This window comes from Micromonospora sp. NPDC005163 (genome assembly GCF_053599835.1).
On the sequence record NZ_JBSFYP010000026.1, the window covers coordinates 24,335 to 45,655 of the forward strand.

Annotated in this window: 20 protein-coding genes; 17 read left to right on the forward strand and 3 right to left on the reverse strand. The window is 72.7% G+C overall.

The features are described 5' to 3' along the window. Positions 1-45: 45 nt before the first annotated feature. Both ACWD6N_RS19265 and ACWD6N_RS19270 read right to left on the reverse strand, forming a co-directional pair. The gene (locus ACWD6N_RS19265; protein WP_354963245.1) at positions 46-483 is read right to left on the reverse strand and encodes a ferritin-like domain-containing protein; all 438 of its coding nucleotides are present in this window, start codon (positions 481-483) and stop codon (positions 46-48) included. Beyond that, positions 480-1,007, reverse strand: a complete 528-nt coding sequence (locus ACWD6N_RS19270; RefSeq protein WP_354963244.1) for a hypothetical protein — start codon at positions 1,005-1,007, stop codon at positions 480-482. Before ACWD6N_RS19270 ends, ACWD6N_RS19265 begins: the two co-directional genes overlap by 4 nt. Positions 1,008-1,161: 154 nt before the next feature. Between ACWD6N_RS19270 and rimP the strand changes: the two genes are divergently transcribed. The 17 genes from rimP (at position 1,162) to ACWD6N_RS19355 (ending at position 18,962) form a co-directional block, all read left to right on the forward strand. Next, entirely contained in the window at positions 1,162-1,848 is a 687-nt protein-coding gene (gene rimP, locus ACWD6N_RS19275) for a ribosome maturation factor RimP (RefSeq protein WP_354963243.1), read from the forward strand. Beyond that, a complete protein-coding gene (gene nusA, locus ACWD6N_RS19280; protein WP_089017218.1) occupies positions 1,845-2,888 on the forward strand; it encodes a transcription termination factor NusA in 1,044 nt (347 codons plus the stop codon). Before rimP ends, nusA begins: the two co-directional genes overlap by 4 nt. 16 nt (positions 2,889-2,904) lie before the next feature. After that, positions 2,905-3,237, forward strand: a complete 333-nt coding sequence (locus tag ACWD6N_RS19285; protein ID WP_354963242.1) for a YlxR family protein — start codon at positions 2,905-2,907, stop codon at positions 3,235-3,237. Between the two features lie 93 nt (positions 3,238-3,330). Next, complete coding sequence (gene infB / locus ACWD6N_RS19290; protein ID WP_354963241.1) at positions 3,331-6,345, forward strand: translation initiation factor IF-2; 3,015 nt, start codon at positions 3,331-3,333, stop codon at positions 6,343-6,345. A gap of 90 nt (positions 6,346-6,435) precedes the next feature. Further along, the gene (locus ACWD6N_RS19295; RefSeq protein WP_354963240.1) at positions 6,436-6,732 is read left to right on the forward strand and encodes a DUF503 domain-containing protein; all 297 of its coding nucleotides are present in this window, start codon (positions 6,436-6,438) and stop codon (positions 6,730-6,732) included. 126 nt (positions 6,733-6,858) lie between these two features. Beyond that, positions 6,859-7,344, forward strand: coding sequence for a 30S ribosome-binding factor RbfA (rbfA, locus tag ACWD6N_RS19300; RefSeq protein WP_354963239.1), 486 nt, complete (start codon positions 6,859-6,861; stop codon positions 7,342-7,344). Continuing rightward, entirely contained in the window at positions 7,341-8,399 is a 1,059-nt protein-coding gene (locus ACWD6N_RS19305) for a DHH family phosphoesterase (RefSeq protein ID WP_450005005.1), read from the forward strand. Before rbfA ends, ACWD6N_RS19305 begins: the two co-directional genes overlap by 4 nt. A gap of 135 nt (positions 8,400-8,534) precedes the next feature. Further along, positions 8,535-8,942 carry a hypothetical protein gene (locus ACWD6N_RS19310; protein WP_387325442.1) on the forward strand — a complete coding sequence of 136 codons (408 nt, stop codon included), beginning with the start codon at positions 8,535-8,537 and terminating at the stop codon, positions 8,940-8,942. Then, positions 8,942-9,151, forward strand: coding sequence for a DUF6186 family protein (locus ACWD6N_RS19315; RefSeq protein ID WP_199723267.1), 210 nt, complete (start codon positions 8,942-8,944; stop codon positions 9,149-9,151). The genes ACWD6N_RS19310 and ACWD6N_RS19315 overlap by 1 nt, the downstream gene beginning before the upstream one ends. 544 nt (positions 9,152-9,695) lie before the next feature. Beyond that, positions 9,696-11,009 (forward strand): MATE family efflux transporter, encoded by a 1,314-nt coding sequence (locus tag ACWD6N_RS19320; RefSeq protein WP_354963236.1) that lies wholly within the window; start codon positions 9,696-9,698, stop codon positions 11,007-11,009. Between the two features lie 55 nt (positions 11,010-11,064). Beyond that, entirely contained in the window at positions 11,065-11,949 is an 885-nt protein-coding gene (gene truB, locus ACWD6N_RS19325; RefSeq protein WP_387325438.1) for a tRNA pseudouridine(55) synthase TruB, read from the forward strand. Between the two features lie 127 nt (positions 11,950-12,076). Beyond that, entirely contained in the window at positions 12,077-13,006 is a 930-nt protein-coding gene (locus ACWD6N_RS19330) for a bifunctional riboflavin kinase/FAD synthetase (protein WP_354963234.1), read from the forward strand. A gap of 201 nt (positions 13,007-13,207) precedes the next feature. Beyond that, positions 13,208-13,477: a 30S ribosomal protein S15 gene (rpsO, locus tag ACWD6N_RS19335; RefSeq protein ID WP_074317913.1), complete on the forward strand. Its 270-nt coding sequence runs from the start codon at positions 13,208-13,210 to the stop codon at positions 13,475-13,477. 226 nt (positions 13,478-13,703) lie between these two features. After that, complete coding sequence (locus ACWD6N_RS19340) at positions 13,704-16,097, forward strand: polyribonucleotide nucleotidyltransferase (RefSeq protein ID WP_387325434.1); 2,394 nt, start codon at positions 13,704-13,706, stop codon at positions 16,095-16,097. A gap of 47 nt (positions 16,098-16,144) precedes the next feature. Continuing rightward, complete coding sequence (locus ACWD6N_RS19345; RefSeq protein WP_387325431.1) at positions 16,145-17,542, forward strand: M16 family metallopeptidase; 1,398 nt, start codon at positions 16,145-16,147, stop codon at positions 17,540-17,542. A 107-nt stretch (positions 17,543-17,649) separates the two neighbouring features. Further along, on the forward strand, positions 17,650-18,423 hold the full coding sequence (gene dapB, locus ACWD6N_RS19350; protein ID WP_387325428.1) for a 4-hydroxy-tetrahydrodipicolinate reductase: 774 nt from the start codon (positions 17,650-17,652) through the stop codon (positions 18,421-18,423). A gap of 233 nt (positions 18,424-18,656) precedes the next feature. Then, on the forward strand, positions 18,657-18,962 hold the full coding sequence (locus ACWD6N_RS19355; RefSeq protein ID WP_450005006.1) for a GNAT family N-acetyltransferase: 306 nt from the start codon (positions 18,657-18,659) through the stop codon (positions 18,960-18,962). Between the two features lie 117 nt (positions 18,963-19,079). Here ACWD6N_RS19355 and ACWD6N_RS19360 read toward each other — a convergent pair whose 3' ends face one another. Continuing rightward, positions 19,080-21,188, reverse strand: a complete 2,109-nt coding sequence (locus ACWD6N_RS19360) for an amylo-alpha-1,6-glucosidase (protein ID WP_387325422.1) — start codon at positions 21,186-21,188, stop codon at positions 19,080-19,082. Positions 21,189-21,321 lie beyond the last annotated feature (133 nt).

Sequence of the window (21,321 nt, forward strand, 5' to 3'; positions counted from 1 at the left end):
GAGTATGCATACCTGGTATGCGCACCGCAACCGCGGCGAACCCGTTCAGGTCGGGCGGCCGGGAAACGCGACAGTCGACGGGGTCACCCCGGCGGTCTTTCGCCACCTCGTGGCGCGCACGGCGTACTCGACCAGGGCGGCCAGCGCCTGGTCCCGGTCGGCGCCGGTGGTGGAGGCCAGCGCGGCCCGCCAGTGCGCCGCGGTGCGCTCCTCGACCTCCACGGCCAGGCGCAACGCGCTCGCCCGGTCGGTGACCGGGAACGGAAGCGCGTAGCCAGCCAGGTCCGGCGGCACGGTGCTGCCGGCGGTGCTGAGCTGCACCACCAGCGCGTCGCGCCGGCGTCGGTGCGCGGCCTCGGCCTGGTGCGCGGCGTCCCGGGCCGCCCCGCTGAGCCGGACGCCGATCCGCCCGTAGGCGTAGATGGCCGCGTACTCGGCGGAGAGGGCGGCGGCGAGCGCCTCGCCGACGGACGGCTGCCTCACTTCAGTGCCTCCTGATGGGTTGCCCGGGCGGCGGCGATCGACCCGAGCAGCGCCGCGCGTTCCGCCGGGGCGGCGGCGCAGGCGAGGGTGGCGGATCGCTGGCCGGTCTTCTCCAGCGTCCGCAGGGCGGCCAGCGCGCCGGCCGGGTCGGTCGCCGGGGCGGTGGTCGGGTCCGCGGCGGGCGCCGACGGCAACGCGACCCCGATCACCCGGGCCAGCTCGGTGGCGTGCGCGGTGTGCGCCTCGGCGATGGGGTCCAGCCGGCCGGCCAGCTCCGGGTGCGCCGCGGCGCTCGCCCGGTGCGCCGCGGCCAGCCCGAGTGACTCGTCCACCATCGGCCGCAGCGGGTCCGGTGGCGGCGCCGGCTCGTCGTCACGGTCGAAAAGATCACAGCCGGTCAGCGGCGCCGCGGCGCCGCTGAGCGCCAGCAGCACCCCGGTACGCAGGAGCTTTCGCCGGGAATGCCCGGATGCCTGGTCGCGCTGTGTCGTTCTGCCGATCCCCACCGGCCAAGTCAACACCATCCGCGCCGCTCCGGGGGCCACCGGCGTCGGTGCGCCGCCCGGTCCACCGACGGGCTGGCGCGTTACGCTCTGCGCAGCCACCGGCGCGTCCGCTCCGGTGGCGTGCCGGCATGGCGGGACAACCCGGACCGTCGACCAGGGAAAGGGTGCGGAGATGACGCAGCGTGGCCGTGCCACCAGGTCGACAGGTCGACCCCGCGACGGCGCGGGTCCCCGCGGCGGTGATCTCGCCGCGCGGCGTACCCGGTTGCGGACTGTGATCGAGCCGGTGGTCAACGGCGTCGGCTACGACCTGGAGGACCTTTCGGTCTCCCGGGCCGGCCGGCGACACGTGGTCCGAGTGATCGTGGACGCCGACGGCGGGATCGACCTGGACGCCGTCGCGGACGTCTCACGCGCCGTCTCGGCCGCGCTGGACGCCGCCGAGGAGACCGGCGGCGACATTGTCGCCGGGGAGTACCAGCTGGAGGTCAGCTCGCCGGGCGTGGACCGGCCGCTCACCCTGCCCCGCCACTGGCGGCGCAACGTGGGCCGGCTGGTCAAGGTCACCGCCCGGGGCGCGGCCGGGCTGCCCGGCCAGCGCGGCGAGCAGCCCGCCGGGGACCGCCAGCTGACCGGCCGGGTCGTCGCCGCCGACGACGAGGGCGTGCAGCTGGAGACCGACGACGGCCGCGCCCTCCTCCCGTACGCCCAGCTGGGCCCGGGCCGGGTGCAGGTCGAGTTCACCAGGCTCGCCGAGTTGGGCGAGCCGGACGAGTTCGACGACGCGGACGAGACCGACGAGATCGACGATTCAGACGACATCGACGACGAAGATGATGTGGAGGACGAGGAGAGGTGAACATCGACCTCGCGGCGCTGCGCGCACTCGAGCGCGAGCGGGAGATCCCGTTCGACACGATTCTCGCGGCGATCGAGACCGCGTTGCTGACCGCCTACCGGCACACCGACGGTGCCGAGCCGCACGCCCGGGTGGAGATCGACCGCAAGTCCGGCGCCGCCCTGGTGTACGCGCAGGAGATGGACGAGGACGGCACCCTGGTGCGGGAGTGGGACGACACCCCGCACGACTTCGGCCGGATCGCCGCCATGACCGCCAAGCAGGTGATCCTCCAGCGGCTGCGGGAGGCCACCGACGAGGTGCACTTCGGCGAGTACGTCGGCCGCGAGGGCGACCTGGTCACCGGCGTGGTGCAGGCGCACGAGACGCGGACCGAGAAGGGCATCGTCAGCGTCGACCTGGGCAAGCTGGAGGGTGTGCTGCCGCAGTCCGAGCAGGTGCCCGGCGAGCGGTACGCGCACGGCGAGCGGATCCGCTGCGTGGTGGTGCACGTGGCCAAGGGCATGCGCGGACCGCAGATCACCCTGTCCCGGTCGCACCCGGCGCTGGTCAAGAAGCTGTTCGCGCTGGAAGTGCCGGAGATCGCCGACGGCACGGTGGAGATCGGCGCGATCGCCCGTGAGGCAGGTCACCGTACGAAGATCGCCGTACGCTCCACCACCCCCGGGGTGAACGCCAAGGGCGCCTGCATCGGCCCGATGGGCCAGCGGGTGCGCGCGGTGATGAGCGAGCTGCACGGTGAGAAGATCGACATTATCGACTGGTCGGACGACCCGGCGACCTTCGTCGGCAACGCGTTGTCGCCGGCCAAGGCGTTGCGGGTCGAGGTGGTGGACCTTGCCGCCCGGGCCGCCCGGGTGACCGTTCCGGACTTCCAGCTCTCTCTCGCCATCGGGCGGGAGGGGCAGAATGCCCGCCTCGCGGCCCGATTGACCGGTTGGCGGATCGACATTCGGTCCGACGCGGAGCAGACCAGCCCGGCCGCGCGTGGGGCAGCTGATCACGTGCCGGAACCGGGCGGCGCGATCTCGGGCAGCTAGGGGTAGACTTCCTCCAGTGGTACGACGCGCGCAGCCGGAGCGCACCTGTGTGGGTTGCCGGCAACGTGCGCCGGCCAGCGAATTGCTGCGGATCGTCGCGATCGGAGACGAGGCTGGTTACAGCCTCCGGCCTGATCCGCTCCGCAGGCTGCCGGGTCGGGGAGCGAACATGCACCCGGATCCGGCCTGCTTCGCGCTGGCGGTGCGGCGCCGCGCCTTCGGGCGTGCGTTGCGCATCACCGAGGTCCTTGACCACGGTGTGCTGGCGGAGCACGTCGATGCGCCAACCACTACGTCCGGTCAGCCCGACCGGGCGAGGGTCGCTAGCAGGGTAGGACGACCGACATGAGCACACGATGAAGTCCCTGAAATGACCAGGCTTCAAGTGCACGAGTGAGGTCGCTGCGGGTGCTGCCCGCACGACCTCGGAGTGAGGAGTGCAGTGGCAGGCAAGGCCCGCGTACACGAGCTTGCAAAAGAGCTCGGGGTCGAGAGTAAGACCGTTCTCGCCAAGCTGAAGGAAATGGGCGAGTTCGTGAAGTCCGCGTCCAGCACCGTCGAGGCGCCCGTCGCCCGGCGGCTGCGTAACGCATTAGTGGCGTCCGCCGGTGCTCCGGCGCCGGCCGCCCCGTCGGCGCCCGCGCCGGCGCCGGCTTCGACCCCGACGCCGTCCCCGACCCCGGGCGCGCCCCGGGTCTCGGCCAAGCCGATGCCGCCTCGGCGGCCGGCCGCGCCGGCCCCGGGTCCGAAGCCGAAGGGTCCGGTGCCTGGTGCGCCGCAGCCCGCGGCCCCGGCCCCGGTCGCCAAGCCGGCGAGTGCCCACGACATCGAGGTGGCGGCCGCGGAGGCGCGTGCCGCCGCGCTGAAGGCTGAGCAGGAGGCCGCGGTCAAGGCCGCGCAGGCCGCCCGTCAGCAGCAGCGGGACAACCCCGTTCGCCGGGAGCCTCCGGCAGACGGCGGCAACCGCCCCGGCCCTCGGCCGGGTCCCGCCGCGATGCCGCCCCGTCCCGGTTCGCCGGCAGCTCGTCCGAGCACGCCGGCACCGGGTCCCGGTGCCCGGCCCGGCGGTCGTCCGCCGGCGCGCGGCCCCGGTAACAACCCGTTCGGCATTCAGGGTGGCCAGCAGCAGCGGCCGCCGGCGGCGGGCGCGGGTGGCCCCCGGCCCAACACCCCGGCGGGCATGCCGCCGCGTCCGAGCCCGAACTCCATGCCGCCGCGGCCCAGCCCGGCGTCCATGCCGAGTCAGCGTCCGGCCGCCGGTCGTCCCGGCCCCGGTGGCGCTGGTCGTCCCGGTGGCGGCGCTGGTCGTCCCGGTGGCGGTGGCGGTGGCTTCCGTGGCGGTCCCGGCGGTGGCGCCGGTGGCGGTGGCGGTTACCGCGGCGGCCCCGGTGGCGGCGCGGGTGCCGGCGGTGGCGGTGGCTACCGTGGCGGTCCCGGCGGCGGCGGTGCTCCCGGTGGCGGTTTCCGTCCGGGTGCTCCGGCCGGTGGTGGCGGTCGTCCGGGTGCGGGCGGTCGTGGCCGTGGCGGTGGCGCCGCGGGTGCCTTCGGGCGTCCGGGTGGCCGGCCGACGCGCGGTCGCAAGTCCAAGAAGCAGCGCAGACAGGAGTTCGACAACCTGTCGGCCCCGACCATGAGCTCGGGTGCTCCCCGGGGTCAGGGTCAGGTCGTCCGGCTCTCCCGTGGCGCGTCGCTGTCGGACTTCGCCGACAGGATCAACGCCAACCCGGGTTCGCTGGTCCAGGAGATGTTCAACCTGGGCGAGATGGTCACCGCGACCCAGTCCTGCTCTGACGACACCCTGCAGTTGCTGGGTGAGCACCTCGGATTCGACATCCAGATCGTCAGCCCGGAGGACGAGGACCGCGAGCTGCTCGCGCAGTTCAACATCGACCTCGACGCGGAGGTGGCCGAGGAGCGTCTGGTCAGCCGTGCGCCGGTGGTGACCGTCATGGGTCACGTCGACCACGGTAAGACCAAGCTGCTCGACGCGATCCGCAAGGCGAACGTCGTGGCCGGCGAGGCCGGTGGCATCACCCAGCACATCGGTGCCTACCAGGTCCACGTGCCGCACGACGGCATGGACCGCGCGGTGACCTTCATCGACACCCCGGGTCACGAGGCGTTCACCGCCATGCGTGCTCGTGGTGCCCAGGTGACGGACATCGTGATCCTGGTGGTCGCGGCCGACGACGGCGTGATGCCGCAGACGATCGAGGCGTTGAACCACGCCAAGGCGGCTGACGTGCCGATCGTGGTCGCGGTCAACAAGGTCGACAAGCCGGAGGCCAACCCGGACAAGGTTCGCCAGCAGCTGACCGAGTACGGCCTGGTCGCTGAGGAGTACGGCGGCGAGACCATGTTCGTCAACGTGGCCGCGAAGCCGGGCATCGGCATCGAGGAGCTGCTCGAGGCTGTCCTGCTGACCGCCGACGCGTCGCTGGAGCTGACCGCTCCGATCGACGGGCCGGCGCAGGGTGTGGCCATCGAGGCGCACCTGGACAAGGGCCGCGGTGCGGTGGCGACGGTGCTGGTGCAGAAGGGCACCCTGCGGGCGGGCGACTCGATCGTCGCCGGTGGGGCGCACGGCCGGGTCCGGGCCATGCTCGACGAGAACGGCAACCAGGTCTCCGAGGCCGGGCCGGCGCGTCCGGTCATGGTCCTGGGTCTGACCGCGCCGCCCGGCGCGGGTGACACGTTCCTCGCCGCGGCGGACGACCGTACGGTGCGGCAGATCGCCGAGCAGCGCCAGGCGCGGCGGCGGGCGGCGGCATTCGCCAACTCCCGTGGCCGGGCCACCCTCGAGACGCTCATGGAGCAGCTCAAGGAGGGCGAGAAGACGTCGCTCAACCTCATCCTCAAGGGCGATGGCTCCGGTTCGGTGGAGGCCCTGGAGGACGCGCTGTTCAACCTCGACATTCCCGAGGAGGTCCAGCTCAAGGTCCTCGACCGGGGCGTCGGCGCGATCACCGAGAGCAACGTCATGCTCGCGAGCGCCTCGTCCGAGCCGGTCACGATCATCGGCTTCAACGTGCGGGCCTCGAACAAGGTCCGCGAGATGGCCGACCGCGAGGGCGTGGAGATCCGGTACTACACCGTCATCTACCAGGCCATCGAGGAGATCGAGGCGGCGCTCAAGGGCCTGCTCAAGCCGGAGTACGAGGAGGTCGAGCTGGGCAGCGCGGAGATCCGCGACGTCTTCCGCTCGTCCAAGATCGGCAACATCTCCGGTTGTATCGTCCGGTCCGGTGTCATCCGGCGCAACGCGAAGGCGCGCCTGCTGCGGGACGGGGCGGTCGTGGCGGACAACCTCACGATCAGCTCCCTGAAGCGGTTCAAGGACGACGCCACGGAGGTCCGCGAGGGCTTCGAGTGTGGTCTGACCCTGGGTGGTTACAACAACGTCCAGGTCGGCGACATCATCGAGACCTTCGAGATGCGGGAGAAGGTTCGCGCCTGATCCGGCGGTGACAAGCTGATCAAGGGGTTTACGCCGCTCGGCGTAAACCCCTTGATCATGTGGGGCGGGTTGGCGGTATCGTCCGGGGCGATGTTCACCGGAACCGCGGTCTTCGACCTGCTGCTGCCGGGCGACTCCAGGTCGCTCAAAGCCAAGAGATCATATGTACGGCCGATCGTGGCGGCGCTGCGCCGCTTCGAGGTGTCGGCCGCCGAGGTGGGAGCGCTCGACCTGCACGGTCGAGCGCAGATAGCGGTGGCCGTGGTGGCCGCCGAGGCGGCCCACGTCCGCGAGGTGCTGGACTCCTGCGAGCGCCTGGTGGTCGGTCGCCCCGAGGTGGAGCTGCTGTCGGTTCGGCGCCGGTTGTACGGCGCGGAGGACGACTGAGCAGGGTGCCGACGGTGCCGGGCGACCCGGCCGGTCGCGAAGGTAGTGTTCGAGATGTTGGCCGGTCGGCCGGCGGCCCGCGGGTCGCCGTGTCGGCCGGGAGCAGGACGCCGTGGAGGTGGCGAGATGTCTGATCCGGCCAAGGTACGCCGGCACGCGGAACGGGTGCGTGAGCTGGTCGCGTCGGTGGTGCGGAGCCAGATCAAGGACCCGCGGCTCGGCATGATCACGATCACCGACGCCCGGATCACTGCCGACCTGCGCGACGCGACGGTCTTCTACACCGTGCTCGGCGACGCGGTGGCCCAGGCGGACACCGCGGCGGCGCTGGAGAGCGCCAAGGGGCTGCTGCGCAGCACCGTCGGCAAGGCGCTCGGGCTGCGGCACTCGCCGACCCTCACCTTCGTCCTCGACGACGTGCAGGATCAGGTCAAGCACATCGACGACCTGCTCGCCGCGGCCCGCAATGCGGACGCCGAGGTGCAGCGGCTCGCCGCCCAGGCGAAGTACGCGGGCGAGGCACAGCCGTACCGGGTCGACGAGGAGACGGACGAGACCGACGGCGAGGGCGCCGAGGTCCCGGAGAACCCCCGGGGTGGGGAAGCGCGGTGACCGGCACCGCCGGCCCCCAGCTAGCGACGGCGGTCGGTGCCGGCCCCACCCAGGCGGACTGGGTGGCGGCCGAGGCGCTGGTGCGCGCCCTTCCGCCGACCGGCCGGGTGCTGCTGATCTGTCACGTCAACCCGGACGGCGACGCGCTGGGCAGCATGCTCGGCTTCGGCTTGGGCCTGCGTCAGCTCGGCGTACGCCACCTGCAGGCGACCTTTCCCGGGCCGCCGGAGGTGCCTGAGCCGTTCCGGGGGATGCCCGGGCTGGACCTGCTGGTCCCGGCCGGCGCAGCGGATCCCGACCCGGACCTGGTGATCTGCTTCGACGCGGCGAGCGAGTCGCGCCTCGGTGAGCTGGTCGGGCGGTTGTCGTCCGCGGGGACGGCGCTGGTGCTCGACCACCACGCCTCGAACACCGGCTTCGGCACGGTCAACCTGGTCGACCCGGCGGCCGCGGCGACCTCGGTGGTGGCCGAGCAGCTGCTGGCCCGGCTCGGTGTGGCGTTGGACCGGGCCATCGCGGAGTGCCTCTACGTGGCACTGACCACGGACACGGGCTCGTTCCGGTTCGAGGCGACCACCCCGGCCGTGCACCAGCTGGCCGCCCGGCTGCTGGCCACCGGCATCTCACCCGGTGACATCTCCCGGCGCGTCTTCGACACCCGCCCCTTCGGCGCGGTCCGGCTCTTCGGCGAGGTGCTGGGCCGGGCCCGGCTGGAGCCGGCCGAGGCCGACGGTCGGGGCCTGGTGTGGACCTTCGCGACCCTGGACGACCTGGCCCGGCACGACCAGCGCCCGTACGTGCTGGAGGCGTTGATCGACTCGGTGCGGTGCACCGCCGAGGCGGACGTGAGCTGCGTGCTGAAGCAGACCACGCCCGGCGACTGGGCCGTGTCGATGCGCAGCAAGGGCGCGGTCGACGTCAGCCGGGTGGCGGTCGCGCTGGGCGGTGGTGGCCACAAGTTCGCGGCCGGGTTCACCGGTCGGGGCACCGTCGAGCAGGTGGTCGAGGCGATCCGCGGCCAGTTGGACGCGGCACTGATCCGCCCCGGCGACTGATCGAGGCACTCGCGCCGCCGGGTGTCGCACACCCGGTGCGCGGACCAGCCACACGCTCTGCCGAGGGGGAGATCAGGGTCAACTCCGGGGAGTGTTGGTCTTCCCGCGTTCGGTGAGACCGGGAAGAATTGCGGGATGGAGCAGCCGCACGACCTCACCATGGAGGCCCCCCGCGCCTGGGACCGGCCTGCCGTCTCCGTACCGGTCCTCGTCTGCCTGTCGCTCGTCGGTGGCCGGTTCGCGTCATTCTCCACCGAGGCCAACCTGTACACCCTCGGCACCGGCGGGGTGCTGATCTGGCTCGGTCTGAGCAACCGGGTGCCCCGTCGTCCGGCGCCGCGTCGGCTGGGTGTGGGAGCGGCCTGGTGGGCGCTGCCGGTCGTGATCTTCGGCGTCTTCGAAGGCGTCACCTTCGTGCTGGCGGTGGGCGACGACTTCCCCACCTTCTCCCGGCTGGCCGATCCCCTGCTGGAGGACCAGCTGACCCGGTCGGCGGCCTGGTTCGCCTGGCTGGGCGCGTTCTGGGGGTTGGTGCGGCGATGATGCGGGCGCTCGCGATCGGCGGCTTCCTCACCGCGCTGGCCCTCTTCGGCGTGGTCGAGTGGTTGGCCCGGCGGGAGGGCTCCCGGATCCCCACGCTGGGCGAGGTCTGCGCGTACGTGATGCGCTACGAGGTCGGCCCGGTGCCGGTGGGCCGGATCGGTCTGTTCGGCTTCTGGTGGTGGCTGGGCTGGCACTTCCTGGCCCGCTGAACCGGGTACCGGCCTGTCCAGATAGCGGGAACCGTGGGCAGCATGTGGACCTGAACGATAGCTTGGGAGACGGCCGGCGCCGCGCCGCGGTGCAGGTCGTGGGCGGTGGTGCCACACCTCGTGCCGCCTCCCTCCAGGGTCGGACCGACCCGGGCTTACGCCGCCCAGCCGGCTGCTCCGGTAACCCCGGACCGCCGTGGGGCGCTCAGCACGACCGCCCGTGAGGGCCGCCGCGTGCCGGTGGCTCGCACCCTGGAAGGAGCGCCACCATGCCGAACAAGCCCAAGCCGGAGACCACCGACGACGCCCGCGAGCAGGCCCGCCGCGCGCTGCAGACGTCGATGGACACCCGTCAGTGACCCGACCCGTCCGGCGGTGACGCCGCCGACGATTTCCGTCCACGGCGTCACCGCCCGACCGGCCTGGTCCCGTCCGGGCTGCGCCACGCACTGATCCCGCACCGCGGGGTAGCCCCGCCGGTTCTCACCGGTAAGTGCTGGCCCTCCTTGCGATCCTTACCGTGCTCGTGACAGGATCGCCGGCGATGGACACCAGCACGCTTGCCGCGTCCCCCCGGCGGATCGCCGGCCTCGCCCTGCCAGCCCTCGTGGTGCTGGCCGCCGAACCGCTCTACGTGCTGGTCGACACCGCCGTGGTCGGTCACCTCGGCCGGGTGCCGCTGGCCGCGCTCGCCGTCGGCGGCACGGTCATGACGCTCACCGCGTGGCTCGGCACCGTGGTCGCGTACGGCACCACCGGGCGTTCGGCCCGCCGCTTCGGCGCCGGCGACCGGGCAGCGGCGGTGGCCGAGGGTGTTCAGTCGTCCTGGCTGGCGTTCGGCGTCGGGCTGCTGGTCGCCGTCGGCATGCAGATCGGCGGGGGCGCGCTGGCACGTACCCTCGCCGGAGGCGGCGGGGAGGTGGCCGACGCCGCCGCGCAATGGCTTCGGATCGCGGCGCTCGGCGCTCCCGGCCTGCTGCTCGCCGCCGCCGGCAACGGCTGGCTGCGTGGAGTGCAGGACACCCGCCGCCCGCTGGTCTTCGTGCTCGGCCCCAACCTGCTCTCCGCACTGCTCTGCCCGCTGCTGGTCTACCCCGCCGGGCTCGGCCTGGTGGGGTCGGCCGTGGCGAACGTGATCGCGCAGACGCTCGCCGGGGTGCTCTTCGCCGCCGCGCTGGTCGCCGAGCGGGTGTCGCTGCGACCCCGACCCCGGCTGATCCGCCAGCAGTTGGTGCTCAGCCGGGACCTGCTGATCCGGGGCGTGGCGTTCCAGGCCAGCTTCCTCTCCGCGACCGCCGTCGCCGCCCGCTTCGGCGCCGCCGCCGTCGGCGCCCACCAGATCGCGCTCCAACTCTGGTTCTTCACCGCGCTGGTGCTCGACGCCCTCGCCATCGCCGCGCAGTCCCTGGTGGGCGCCGCGCTCGGGGCCGGCGACGCGGCGGGCGCCCGGGCGCTGGCCCGCCGGATCGGGCTGCTCGGCGGCGTCTGCGGCGTCGGGTTCGCGCTGCTGATCGCCGCCGGCGCCGGCGTGGTGCCGTCGTTGTTCAGCTCCGACCCCGAGGTACGCGAGCAGGCCATGGTGGCCTGGCCCTGGTTCGTCGCCATGCAGCCGCTGGCCGGAGTGGTGTTCGCGCTCGACGGCGTGCTGATCGGCGCCGGCGACGTGCGCTACCTGCGCAACCTCACCATCGTGGCGGCGCTCGGCGGCTTCCTGCCGGCCATCTGGCTGGCGTACGGGCTCAAGCTGGGGCTGGGCGGCATCTGGGCCGGGCTCACCCTGTTCGTGGTGATCCGGCTGGTCGCCCTGCTGCTACGACTGCGCGACGGCCGCTGGGCCGTCGTCGGCGCGATTCGTTGAGGCGGCGCCTGCCCACACACGTCGGCATCCGGGGCATCTGGCAGGCTTGGGCGACGTGAGCACCGATGGTCTGATCGTGGTCGACAAATCCGGCGGCATGACGTCGCACGACGTGGTGGCGCGGATCCGCCGGCTGGCGAAGACCCGGCGGGTCGGGCACGGCGGCACGCTCGACCCGATGGCGACCGGCGTGCTGGTGATCGGCGTGGGCCGGGCCACCCGGTTGCTGACCTACGTGATCGGCGCGGGCAAGAGCTACACCGGCACCATCCGGCTCGGCCAGGCCACCGTCACCGATGACGCCGAGGGCGACGTGATCGCCACCACCCCGGCCGGTCAGGTCACCGACGACGCGATCCGGGCTGCGCTGAGCGCGTCGACGGGGGAGATCGACCAGGTGCCGAGCGCGGTCAGCGCCATCAAGATCGACGGGCAGCGGGCGTACAAGCGGGTGCGCGACGGGGAGAACGTCGAGCTGCCGGCGCGGCGAGTCACCATCTCCCACCTGGAGGTGCTGGCGATCCGCCGCACCGAGCCGGACGTGGTGGACGTGGACATCGACGTCACCTGCTCCTCCGGCACGTACATCCGCGCCATCGCCCGGGACGCGGGCCTGGCGCTCGGAGTCGGTGGCCACCTGACCGCGCTGCGCCGCACCGCGGTGGGCGGCTTCACCCTCGCCGAGGCGACCACCCTCGACGAGCTGGAGCAGCGCGCCCCGGACGTGGTCAACCTGCCGCTCGACGCGGCGGCCGACCGGTTCTTCCCCCGTCGGGAGGCCACGCCCGACGAGGCGCGGGTGCTCGCCCACGGCGGGCCGCTGGACCCGGCCGGCCTGGCCGGGCCGTACGCCGTCTTCGGCCCGGCCGGCGGGCTGATCGCTATCGTCAGCGAGCGGGACGGGCGGGCCCGCGCGGAGATCGTGCTCGCCCCGGCCTAGACGGCGAGGCCGCCGGTACGCGCCGGGTGGCGCCCGGCGGCGCGGATCCGCCCGGCGAGTGTTAACAAGGGGCCCTTCCTCTGCACGAGGCGTTAAGAAGGGGCCCTTCCTTACGGAGGGGAGCGGCATGCAGCGGTGGCGGGGGTACGACGCGGCACCCGGCGGGTGGGGGCGTTCGGTCGTCACCATCGGCGTCTTCGACGGCGTGCACAAGGGGCACCAGGCGACCATCGGGCACGCCGTGGCCCGGGCCCGAGAGCTGGGCGTGCAGTCCGTCGTGGTCACGTTCGACCCGCACCCGGCCGAGGTGGTCCGCCCCGGCTCGCATCCGGCTGTGCTCACCGAGCCCGCCCGCAAGGCTGAGCTGATCGAGGCGCTCGGCGTGGACGTGCTCTGCGTGGTGCCGTTCACACCGGAGTTCTCCCGGCTGCCCGCCGAGCAGTTCGTGCACGACATCCTGGTCGAGCACCTGCACGCGGCGCTGGTGGTGGTCGGCAGCAACTTCCGTTTCGGGCACCGGGCGGCCGGCGACGTGGCGCTGCTCGAGCGGCTGGGTCAGACCTTCGGCTTCGCGGTGGAGGGCGGCCCGCTGGTCGCCGAGGACGGCACCGTCTTCTCCTCGACGTACATCCGCTCCTGCGTCGACGCGGGCGACGTGGGCGCGGCGGCGGCCGCGCTGGGCCGTTCGCACCGGCTGGAGGGCGTGGTGGTCCGCGGTGACCAGCGTGGGCGGGAACTGGGCTTTCCCACCGCCAACCTGCTCTGCCACCGGTACGCGGCGGTGCCCGCCGACGGGGTGTACGCGGCCCGGCTGATCCGCCGCGGGCAGCGCGAGCCGCTGATGGCGGCGGTGTCGGTGGGCACCAACCCGACCTTCTCCGGCCGGGAGCGGCGGGTGGAGGCGTATGCGCTGGACTTCGACGGTGACCTCTACGGCGAGCGGCTGGCCCTGGACTTCGTGGCGCACCTGCGGGGGCAGATCCGGTACGACTCGATCGAGCCGTTGATCGCCCAGATGGAACAGGACGTCGAACGCACCCGGCGCGCTCTGGGCTGATCCTCCCGGGCGACGCAGCTGCCTGCCCGAGGCCCTTGACCGGGTGCTACCGGCGGGTGCTGGTAGTCTGGCGGAAACGTCGGGTGACCGGCGTGGGGCCTCGCGTGCCTGCTCGACGCCGCGGGTGCGAGGTACCAGTCCGTTCCCGGTCCATCGGGACGACGGACACCTACTTGATCAACCCACTGAAACAGGGAGAACATGGCGCTCGATCAGGAAGCCAAGGCCACGATCCGCGCGGAGTACGCGACCGCCGAGGGCGACACCGGTTCGCCGGAGGTCCAGGTCGCGGTCCTCACCAAGCGGATCGCTGAGCTGACCGAGCACCTGAAGGTGCACAAGCACGACCACCACAGCCGCCGTGGGCTGCTGCTGCTGGTCGGCCGGCGCCGTCGGCTGCTCAACTACGTCCAGAAGAAGGACATTGCCCGCTACCGGTCGCTCATCGAGCGGCTCGGCCTGCGCCGGTGACGTGACGGGGGAGTGGCCGACCGGCCGCTCCCCCGATCGGCGTCCCACCTGAAGAACACGGGCCGCGCGACCACCCGACAGGGAGCCGGTCAGCGTACCGGTCTCCGGTAGTGGCCCCCGGGAATCCCGGCATCATGCCGGCCACCCGGGCGCTTCGATCGAAGACCGGCCGGCTGAGCAGTTCCCCGTGTCGTGGGGCCCACGACGCGAAGGAGCACTACAGCACATGACCGAGACCAACCTCGGCACCGAATCCCGAACCGCCGTGATCGACAACGGGTCCTTCGGCACCCGTGAGATCACCTTCTCCACCGGTCGGCTGGCTCGCCAGGCCGCCGGTTCCGTCGTCGCCCAGCTGGGCGAGACGGTCGTTCTCTCCGCCACCACCGCCGGTAAGCACCCGAAGGAGCAGTTCGACTTCTTCCCGCTGACCGTCGACGTCGAGGAGCGGATGTACGCCGCGGGCCGGATCCCCGGCTCGTTCTTCCGCCGTGAGGGCCGGCCCAGCGAGGACGCCATCCTCACCTGCCGGCTGATCGACCGGCCGCTGCGCCCGTCGTTCGTCAAGGGCCTGCGCAACGAGGTCCAGGTCGTCGAGACCATCCTCGCGCTCGACCCGCAGCACCCGTACGACGTCGTGGCGATCAACGCGGCCTCGATGTCGACCAAGCTCTCCGGCCTGCCGTTCTCCGGCCCGATCGGTGCCACCCGGGTCGCGCACATCGACGGCCAGTGGGTCGCCTTCCCGACCCTGGAGGAGCTGGCCCGCGCCACCTTCGACATGGTCGTGGCCGGCCGCACGCTCGAGGACGGCGACGTCGCGATCATGATGGTCGAGGCCGAGGCCACGCCGAACGCCGTCGCCCTGATCTCGGCCGGTGCCACCGCCCCGACCGAGGAGATCGTGGCCAGCGGCCTGGAGGCCGCGAAGCCGGCGATCCGTGAGCTGTGCCGCGCGCAGAGCGAGCTGGCCGAGGTCGCTGCCAAGCCGGTCACCGAGTTCCCCGTCTTCCTGGACTACCAGGACGACGTGTACGACGCGGTCGCCGGGCTGGCCCGCACCGAGGTGGCCGAGGCGATCACCATCGCCGGCAAGGCCGACCGCGAGGAGGCCCTGGACCGGGTCAAGGCCCGGGTCGCCGAGGAGCTGGGTGGTCGGTTCGAGGGTCGGGAGAAGGAGCTCAGCGCCGCCTTCCGCTCGCTGACCAAGTCCGAGGTGCGCAACCGCGTGCTGCGTGAGCAGGTCCGCATGGACGGGCGTGGCCCGCGGGACATCCGCCCGCTGACCGCCGAGGTCGGCGTGCTGCCCCGGGTGCACGGTTCGGCGCTGTTCGAGCGGGGCGAGACCCAGATCCTGGGCGTCACCACGCTCAACATGCTCCGCATGGAGCAGATGGTGGACACGCTGTCCCCCGAGAACCGCAAGCGCTACATGCACAACTACAACTTCCCGCCGTACTCGACCGGTGAGACCGGCCGGGTCGGCTCGCCGAAGCGGCGCGAGATCGGCCACGGCGCGCTCGCCGAGCGGGCGCTGATCCCGGTGCTGCCGGCGCGCGAGGAGTTCCCGTACGCCATCCGGCAGGTCTCCGAGGCGCTCGGCTCCAACGGCTCCACCTCGATGGGTTCGGTCTGCGCCTCGACGCTGGGCCTGCTCAGCGCCGGTGTGCCGCTGAAGGCGCCGGTCGCCGGCATCGCGATGGGGCTCATCTCCGACGAGGTGGACGGCAAGACCCAGTACGTGACGCTGACCGACATCCTCGGTGCCGAGGACGCGTTCGGTGACATGGACTTCAAGGTCGCCGGCACGCCGGAGTTCGTCACCGCGCTCCAGCTCGACACCAAGCTCAACGGCATCCCGTCGGACGTGCTGGCCGCCGCGCTGCAGCAGGCGAACGAGGCCCGGCAGGTCATCCTCGGTGTCATGAAGGCGGCGATCGAGGCTCCGGCCGAGATGTCGGACTACGCGCCGCGGGTCACCACCGTCAAGATCCCGGTGGACAAGATCGGCATGGTGATCGGCCCGAAGGGGCAGACCATCAACGCGATCCAGGACGAGACCGGCGCCGAGATCTCCATCGAGGACGACGGCACGATCTACGTCGGCGCCACCAACGGCCCGTCGGCCCAGGCGGCCGTCGACCGGATCAACGGGATCGCCAACCCGACCCTGCCCAAGCAGGGCGAGCGGTTCCTCGGCACGGTGGTCAAGACCGCCGCGTTCGGTGCGTTCATCTCGCTGCTGCCGGGTCGTGACGGCCTGCTGCACATCTCCAAGGTGGGCGACGGCAAGCGGGTCGAGCGCGTTGAGGACTTCCTCAACGTCGGCGACCGGGTCGAGGTCGAGATCGCGGACATCGACGCCCGCGGCAAGATCTACCTGGACAAGGTCCGCCCGGAGGGCGCCGAGGCGCCGGCCGCTGGTGAGGCCGCCGGTGGCGACCGGCCGGCCAGCCGCGACCGTGGCGACCGTGGGCCGCGTGACCGGGGCGACCGCGAGCGTGGCGGCGACAAGGGCGGCCGTGGCCCGGAGCGCGGCGACCGTGGCGAGGGCGGCAACGGCGGCGGCGAGGGTGGTGAGGGCGGCGAGCGTCCGCGCCGCCGGACCCGGCACAGCTGATCGTCGTACATCGCATCACCCACCCCTCGTCGAACCGGGAGCAGTACGTGAGTCGGGCCTTCAGTGCGCCGTTTCCACCGGATCGACGGGGGGTGGCCGCGTCCCGGGACACCGGGGCGGGCCGCTCCGGCGGCACCGCCCGGGCGGTGACCCGGACGCTCAGCGACGACCCGCTGGGCGGCACGGTACGTCGTACCGTGCTGCCCGGCGGCCTGCGCGTGCTCACCGAGGCGATTCCGGCGATGCGCAGCGTCTCGTTCGGCATCTGGGTGGCGGTCGGCTCGCGGGACGAGACCGGCCCACAGGCCGGTGCCGCACACTTTCTCGAGCACCTGCTCTTCAAGGGCACCCACAAGCGCACCGCCCTGGAGATCTCCTCGCAGATCGAGGCGGTGGGTGGCGAGACCAACGCCTTCACCACGAAGGAATACACCTGCTACTACGCCCGCGTGCTGGACGAGGACCTGCCGCTGGCGATCGACGTGATGTGCGACCTGGTCGCCGACTCGCTGCTGGAGCCGGCCGACGTGGAGACCGAGCGCGGCGTGATCCTCGAAGAGATCGCCATGCACGACGACGAGCCCGGTGACGAGGTGCACGACCTCTTCGCCCGCGCCGTCTACGGCGACCACCCGCTGGGCCGACTGATCTCCGGCACCGAGGAGACCGTCACGCCGATGACCCGGCGGCAGATCCAGAGCTTCTACCGGCGCCGTTACACCGCGCCGCAGATCGTCATCGCCGCCGCCGGCAACCTCGACCACGCCGCGGTGGTCAAGCTGGTCCGCCAGGCGGTGCGCGGCACCCCGCTGGACAGCGACCCGGCGACCCCGGCGCCGTACCGCAAGGCCACCCCGGCGGTACGGACCCGGCCCGCCACCACTCTGGTGGAGCCGAAGGAGACCGAGCAGGCGCACATCATCCTCGGCTGCCCCGGCATCGATCGCATCGACGATCGGCGCTTCGCCCTCGGGGTGCTCAACAACGTGCTCGGCGGCGGCATGTCCAGCCGGCTGTTTCAGGAGATCCGCGAGCAGCGCGGCCTGGCGTACTCGGTCTACTCGTACGCCAGCCAGTACGCCGACAGCGGCCTGTTCGCCGTCTACGCCGGCTGCGCGCCGGGCAAGGTGGACGAGGTGCTGGCCCTGACCCGCGCCGAGCTGGCCCGGGTGGCCGCCGAGGGGCTGACCGAGGCCGAGGTGGCCCGGGGCAAGGGGATGAGCAAGGGCTCGTTCGTGCTCGGCCTGGAGGACACCGGTTCCCGGATGAGCCGGCTGGCCAAGGGGGAGCTGCTCTACGGCGACCTGATGCCGGTGGACGAGCTGCTCCGGCGGGTCGACGAGGTCACCGTGGCGGACGTGAACGCCCTCGCCGCGGAGCTGCTCGGCCGGCCGATGTCGCTGGCCGTGGTCGGCCCGTTCGGCGCCTCCGACTTCGTCGGCTGAGGGCGCTGCCGCCCCGGTGGGGCAGTCGGGCCGGGTGACCTCCCGGACAGTGGCGTGGATCCGGTCCGGCCGGGAGCCAGCGTCCCGATTGGGATAGGTTGTGCCCCGTGACTGACGAGCAGGAGAGAACTCCCGCCGACCCGGTGCGGGTCGGTGTCCTGGGTGCCCGGGGCCGGATGGGCATCGAGGTGTGCAAGGCGGTCGACGCCGCCGACGACCTTGAGCTCGTGGCGATGGTCGACCAGGGTGACGGCCTCTTCGCCGCGTCCGACGCCGGCGCCGAGGTGGTCGTCGACTTCACCACGCCGGACGTCGTCATGGACAACCTGCACTGGTGCATCGACCAGGGCATCAACGCGGTGGTCGGCACCACGGGCTTCACCGAGCAGCGGCTGGACCGGGTGCGCGGCTGGCTTGCCCGCAAGCCGGGGGTGGGCGTGGTGATCGCGCCGAACTTCGGCATCGGCGCGGTGCTGATGATGCAGTTCGCCGCGCGGGCCGCCCGGCACTTCGAGTCCGTCGAGATCATCGAGCAGCACCACCCGCGCAAGTTGGACGCCCCGAGCGGCACGGCCACGCACACGGCGCGGCAGATCGCCCGGGCCCGCGCCGAGGCTGGGCTCGGCCCGGTCCCGGACGCCACCAAGGACGAGGTGCCGGGCGCGCGGGGCGCCGAGATCGACGGGGTACGCGTACACGCCGTGCGCGCCACCGGGCTCGTCGCCCACCAGGAGGTGCTGTTCGGCACCACCGGCGAGACGCTGACCATTCGGCACGACTCGTACGACCGGGCCTCGTTCATGCCGGGTGTGCTGCTGGCCGTGCGCGCGGTGCGCAACCGCCCCGGTCTCACCGTCGGCCTGGACGCCCTGCTCGACTGACCGCGCCGCAGTGTCGAGGGTGGGCGGAAACCGGATCGCGGGGAGTCGGGCCGGTCCTAGGCTGCCGCCATGATCAATGGTGGACATCTGGACCAGGTCGGACGCCGGGTCACCCTGCGCCCGGTGGACGACGACAACTGGCGTGCCGTGGCCGACGTCGCCCCGCGCGACGACCAGCGCCGGTTCGTCGCCGCGCTGGGCGCCCGCTACCTGCTGGTCAGCATCCGATCCAGGTGTGGAACTCGCTCGCGGTCTACGCCGACGAGGCCGTCGTCGGCCATGTCATGTGGGGCGTGGACGATGACGGCTCGCACTGGATCGGCGGGATGCTGATCGACGCCGCCGAGCAGAACCGGGGTGTCGGTCGAGCCACCGTGCGGACCCTGGCCGCCTGGCTGGCCGCCAAGGAGGGCAATCCTCCGGTCCGCCTCTCGTACCACCCCGACAACACCCAGGCGGCATCCCTCTACACGGCCCTGGGCTTCCACCCCACCGGCGCCCTGGACGACGACGAACTAATCGCCGAACGAACCCGGTAACGCCCCCACCCACCCCACCCCACCCCCGTTGATCATGAAGTTATTGCCACGACACGCCGCGGCGGGTGACAACAACTTCGTGATCAGTGGGTCGGGACGGGGTGCGGCGGGGGTGGGTTAGAGGGGGGTTGAGGTGGTGGGGCGGCGTTGGATGGGTAGGGCTGGGGTTGGGGTCAGGGGGGTGGGTAGGCCGGTGATGGTGGGGTGGCCGGTTTGGTCGACGGTGATGTCCACTGGGGTGCCGGCCAGGCGGAAGCCGCTGACCGTGACCGCGCCGAGCTCGGCTCCGGCCAGCGGCGCCAGCCGGACCGTGCCGCCCGGCACGTCGGGGTAGAGCCCGGTGGCGGCCTGGAGCAGCAGCACCGCGCTGGCCGCGGCCCAGGCCTGCGGCCGGCACGCCGCCGGGTACGGCACCGGGCGGTTCACCAGTGATCGGTCGTCGCCGCCGTACAGCTCGGGCAGCCGGTAGTCGAACGCCTCGGCCGCGGCGAGCAACCCTTCGGCCAGGCCGAGCGCGGCGTCCCGGTGCCCGGCGCGGGCCAGCCCGGCGAGCACGATCGCGGTGTCGTGGGTCCAGATCGAACCGCAGTGGTACGACAGCGGGCTGAATCCGGCGTCGTCGGTGGACATGGTCCGCAGCCCGAAGCCACCGGCCAGCGTGTCGGTGGTGAGCAGGCGGGCGACCTGGTCCTCCTCGTCGCCGGTGAGCAGGCCGGTGCCGAGCAGGTGACCGATGTTGCTGGTCAGTGAGTCGACTGGCCGCTTGTCCCGGTCCAGGGCCAGCGCGGGCTGCGGGCCGTACCGGCCGTCGACCCAGAAGCTGTCCCGGAACCGGCGGGCGAGCGCGGCCGCGTGCGCACGCCAGCGGTCCCCACCCGGGCGGCCGAAGGCGTCGAGCAGCGCGGCGCCGTTCACCGCCGCCTCGTGCGCGTACCCCTGCACCTCGGCCAGCACGATCGGCGCGCTGGCCAGCGAGCCGTCGTGGAACCGGACGGCGTCGCCGGAGTCCTTCCAGCCCTGGTTGGACAGCCCGTGCCCGGTGGTGTCGATGTACTCGACCAGACCGTCGCCGTCCGGGTCGGCGTGCTCGCCGAGCCAGCGCAGCGCCGCCTCCAGGTGCGGCAGCAGCGGTTCGATCTGCTCGACCGGGAGACCCCAACGCCAGGCGTCGTGCAGCAGGTTTACCCAGAGCATGGTGGCGTCGACGGTGCCGTAGTAGACCGGTGGCAGGCGGAGCCCGTCGTCGGGCAGCGCGAACTCGTGCCGGCGCAGCTCGTGCAGGATCTTGCCGGGGGCCTCGCCGGTGGCCGGATCGACGCGGGTGCCCTGTCGCCGGGCGAGCACCCGCAGGGTGCCGGCGGCCAGGTCGGTGCCGAGCGGCAGCATCATCCGGGCTGCCCAGAGGCTGTCCCGGCCGAACAGGGTGAGGAACCAGGGCACCCCGGCGCCGAGGAAGACGTCGCGGGGTGCGCCGGTCTCGGCCAGTCGCAGCCCGCGCAGGTCGTCGAGGCTGCGGTCGAGCAGCCGGACCAGCCGCCGGTCGTCGGCGGTCACCTGGGGCCGGGACCAGTCCGGCTCGCCGGCCGGGCCGATGACCACGGCGCGCGGGTCCTCGACGGTCAGGTGCCAGCGCAGCACCGTCTCGCCGCCGGGGGGCAGCTCGACCGGCCAGGCCAGCCGGGGGGCCGTGATCCGTTCGCCGGTGGCGAGGACGTCGGCGCCCGCGCCGGTGACGGTGACGGTGATGCCCTCCGCCGCCCAGGTGAGCACGCCGGGCTGGCCGGTCTTGGCTTCCAGCGGCGGCGCGGCGCCGCCGGACTTGACCACCTCGATGGGTGCCAGATCGCAGGCGAGGTCGATGCTGACGGTGGCGCGTACCGGCACGGTGGCGGTGGAGACGACCCGCAGCTCCTCGGTGAGGCCGTCACGGGTGGCCCGGCGGAGCCGGTCGACCCGGACGGTGGGGTCGGGCACGGCGTCGCCGAGCCAGCGCGCCAGGCTCACGAAGCGGGCGCCGTGCGGGCCGTCGTCGCCGCGGGTCAGCCCTTCCAGCTCCCGGTCGTCGACCCGTAGCTCGGCCCGGGAGAGCACCCTGGCGTCGGCGTGGAAGACGCCCTGGACGCCGGTCGGGCGGATCTGCCCGGTCGCGTCCCCCAGTGCGCTGGTCGGGGCGAGGACCACCCCCACCAACTCGTGCAGGAGGGGTTGCAGCTGGCGTTCGATCACGGTGTGGCTCCAGATCCTCAGGGTGCGGGACGGACGTCTTGACAACGCGCCCCTGGCGGTGCAAAGTGCGAAACATTCCAGAAACTTGAACGATCTAATCCTGCCTTATCCAGATTGGATCGTTCAAGATGGC

Coding starts and splice junctions, on each gene's coding strand:
- ACWD6N_RS19270 (WP_354963244.1), bottom strand. CDS start 1,007: ATGGTGTTGACTTGGCCGGTGGGGATCGGCAGAACGACACAGCGCGAC.
- rimP (WP_354963243.1), top strand. CDS start 1,162: ATGACGCAGCGTGGCCGTGCCACCAGGTCGACAGGTCGACCCCGCGAC.
- ACWD6N_RS19295 (WP_354963240.1), top strand. CDS start 6,436: ATGTTCACCGGAACCGCGGTCTTCGACCTGCTGCTGCCGGGCGACTCC.
- rbfA (WP_354963239.1), top strand. CDS start 6,859: ATGTCTGATCCGGCCAAGGTACGCCGGCACGCGGAACGGGTGCGTGAG.
- ACWD6N_RS19310 (WP_387325442.1), top strand. CDS start 8,535: ATGGAGCAGCCGCACGACCTCACCATGGAGGCCCCCCGCGCCTGGGAC.
- ACWD6N_RS19315 (WP_199723267.1), top strand. CDS start 8,942: ATGCGGGCGCTCGCGATCGGCGGCTTCCTCACCGCGCTGGCCCTCTTC.
- ACWD6N_RS19320 (WP_354963236.1), top strand. CDS start 9,696: ATGGACACCAGCACGCTTGCCGCGTCCCCCCGGCGGATCGCCGGCCTC.
- ACWD6N_RS19330 (WP_354963234.1), top strand. CDS start 12,077: ATGCAGCGGTGGCGGGGGTACGACGCGGCACCCGGCGGGTGGGGGCGT.
- rpsO (WP_074317913.1), top strand. CDS start 13,208: ATGGCGCTCGATCAGGAAGCCAAGGCCACGATCCGCGCGGAGTACGCG.
- ACWD6N_RS19340 (WP_387325434.1), top strand. CDS start 13,704: ATGACCGAGACCAACCTCGGCACCGAATCCCGAACCGCCGTGATCGAC.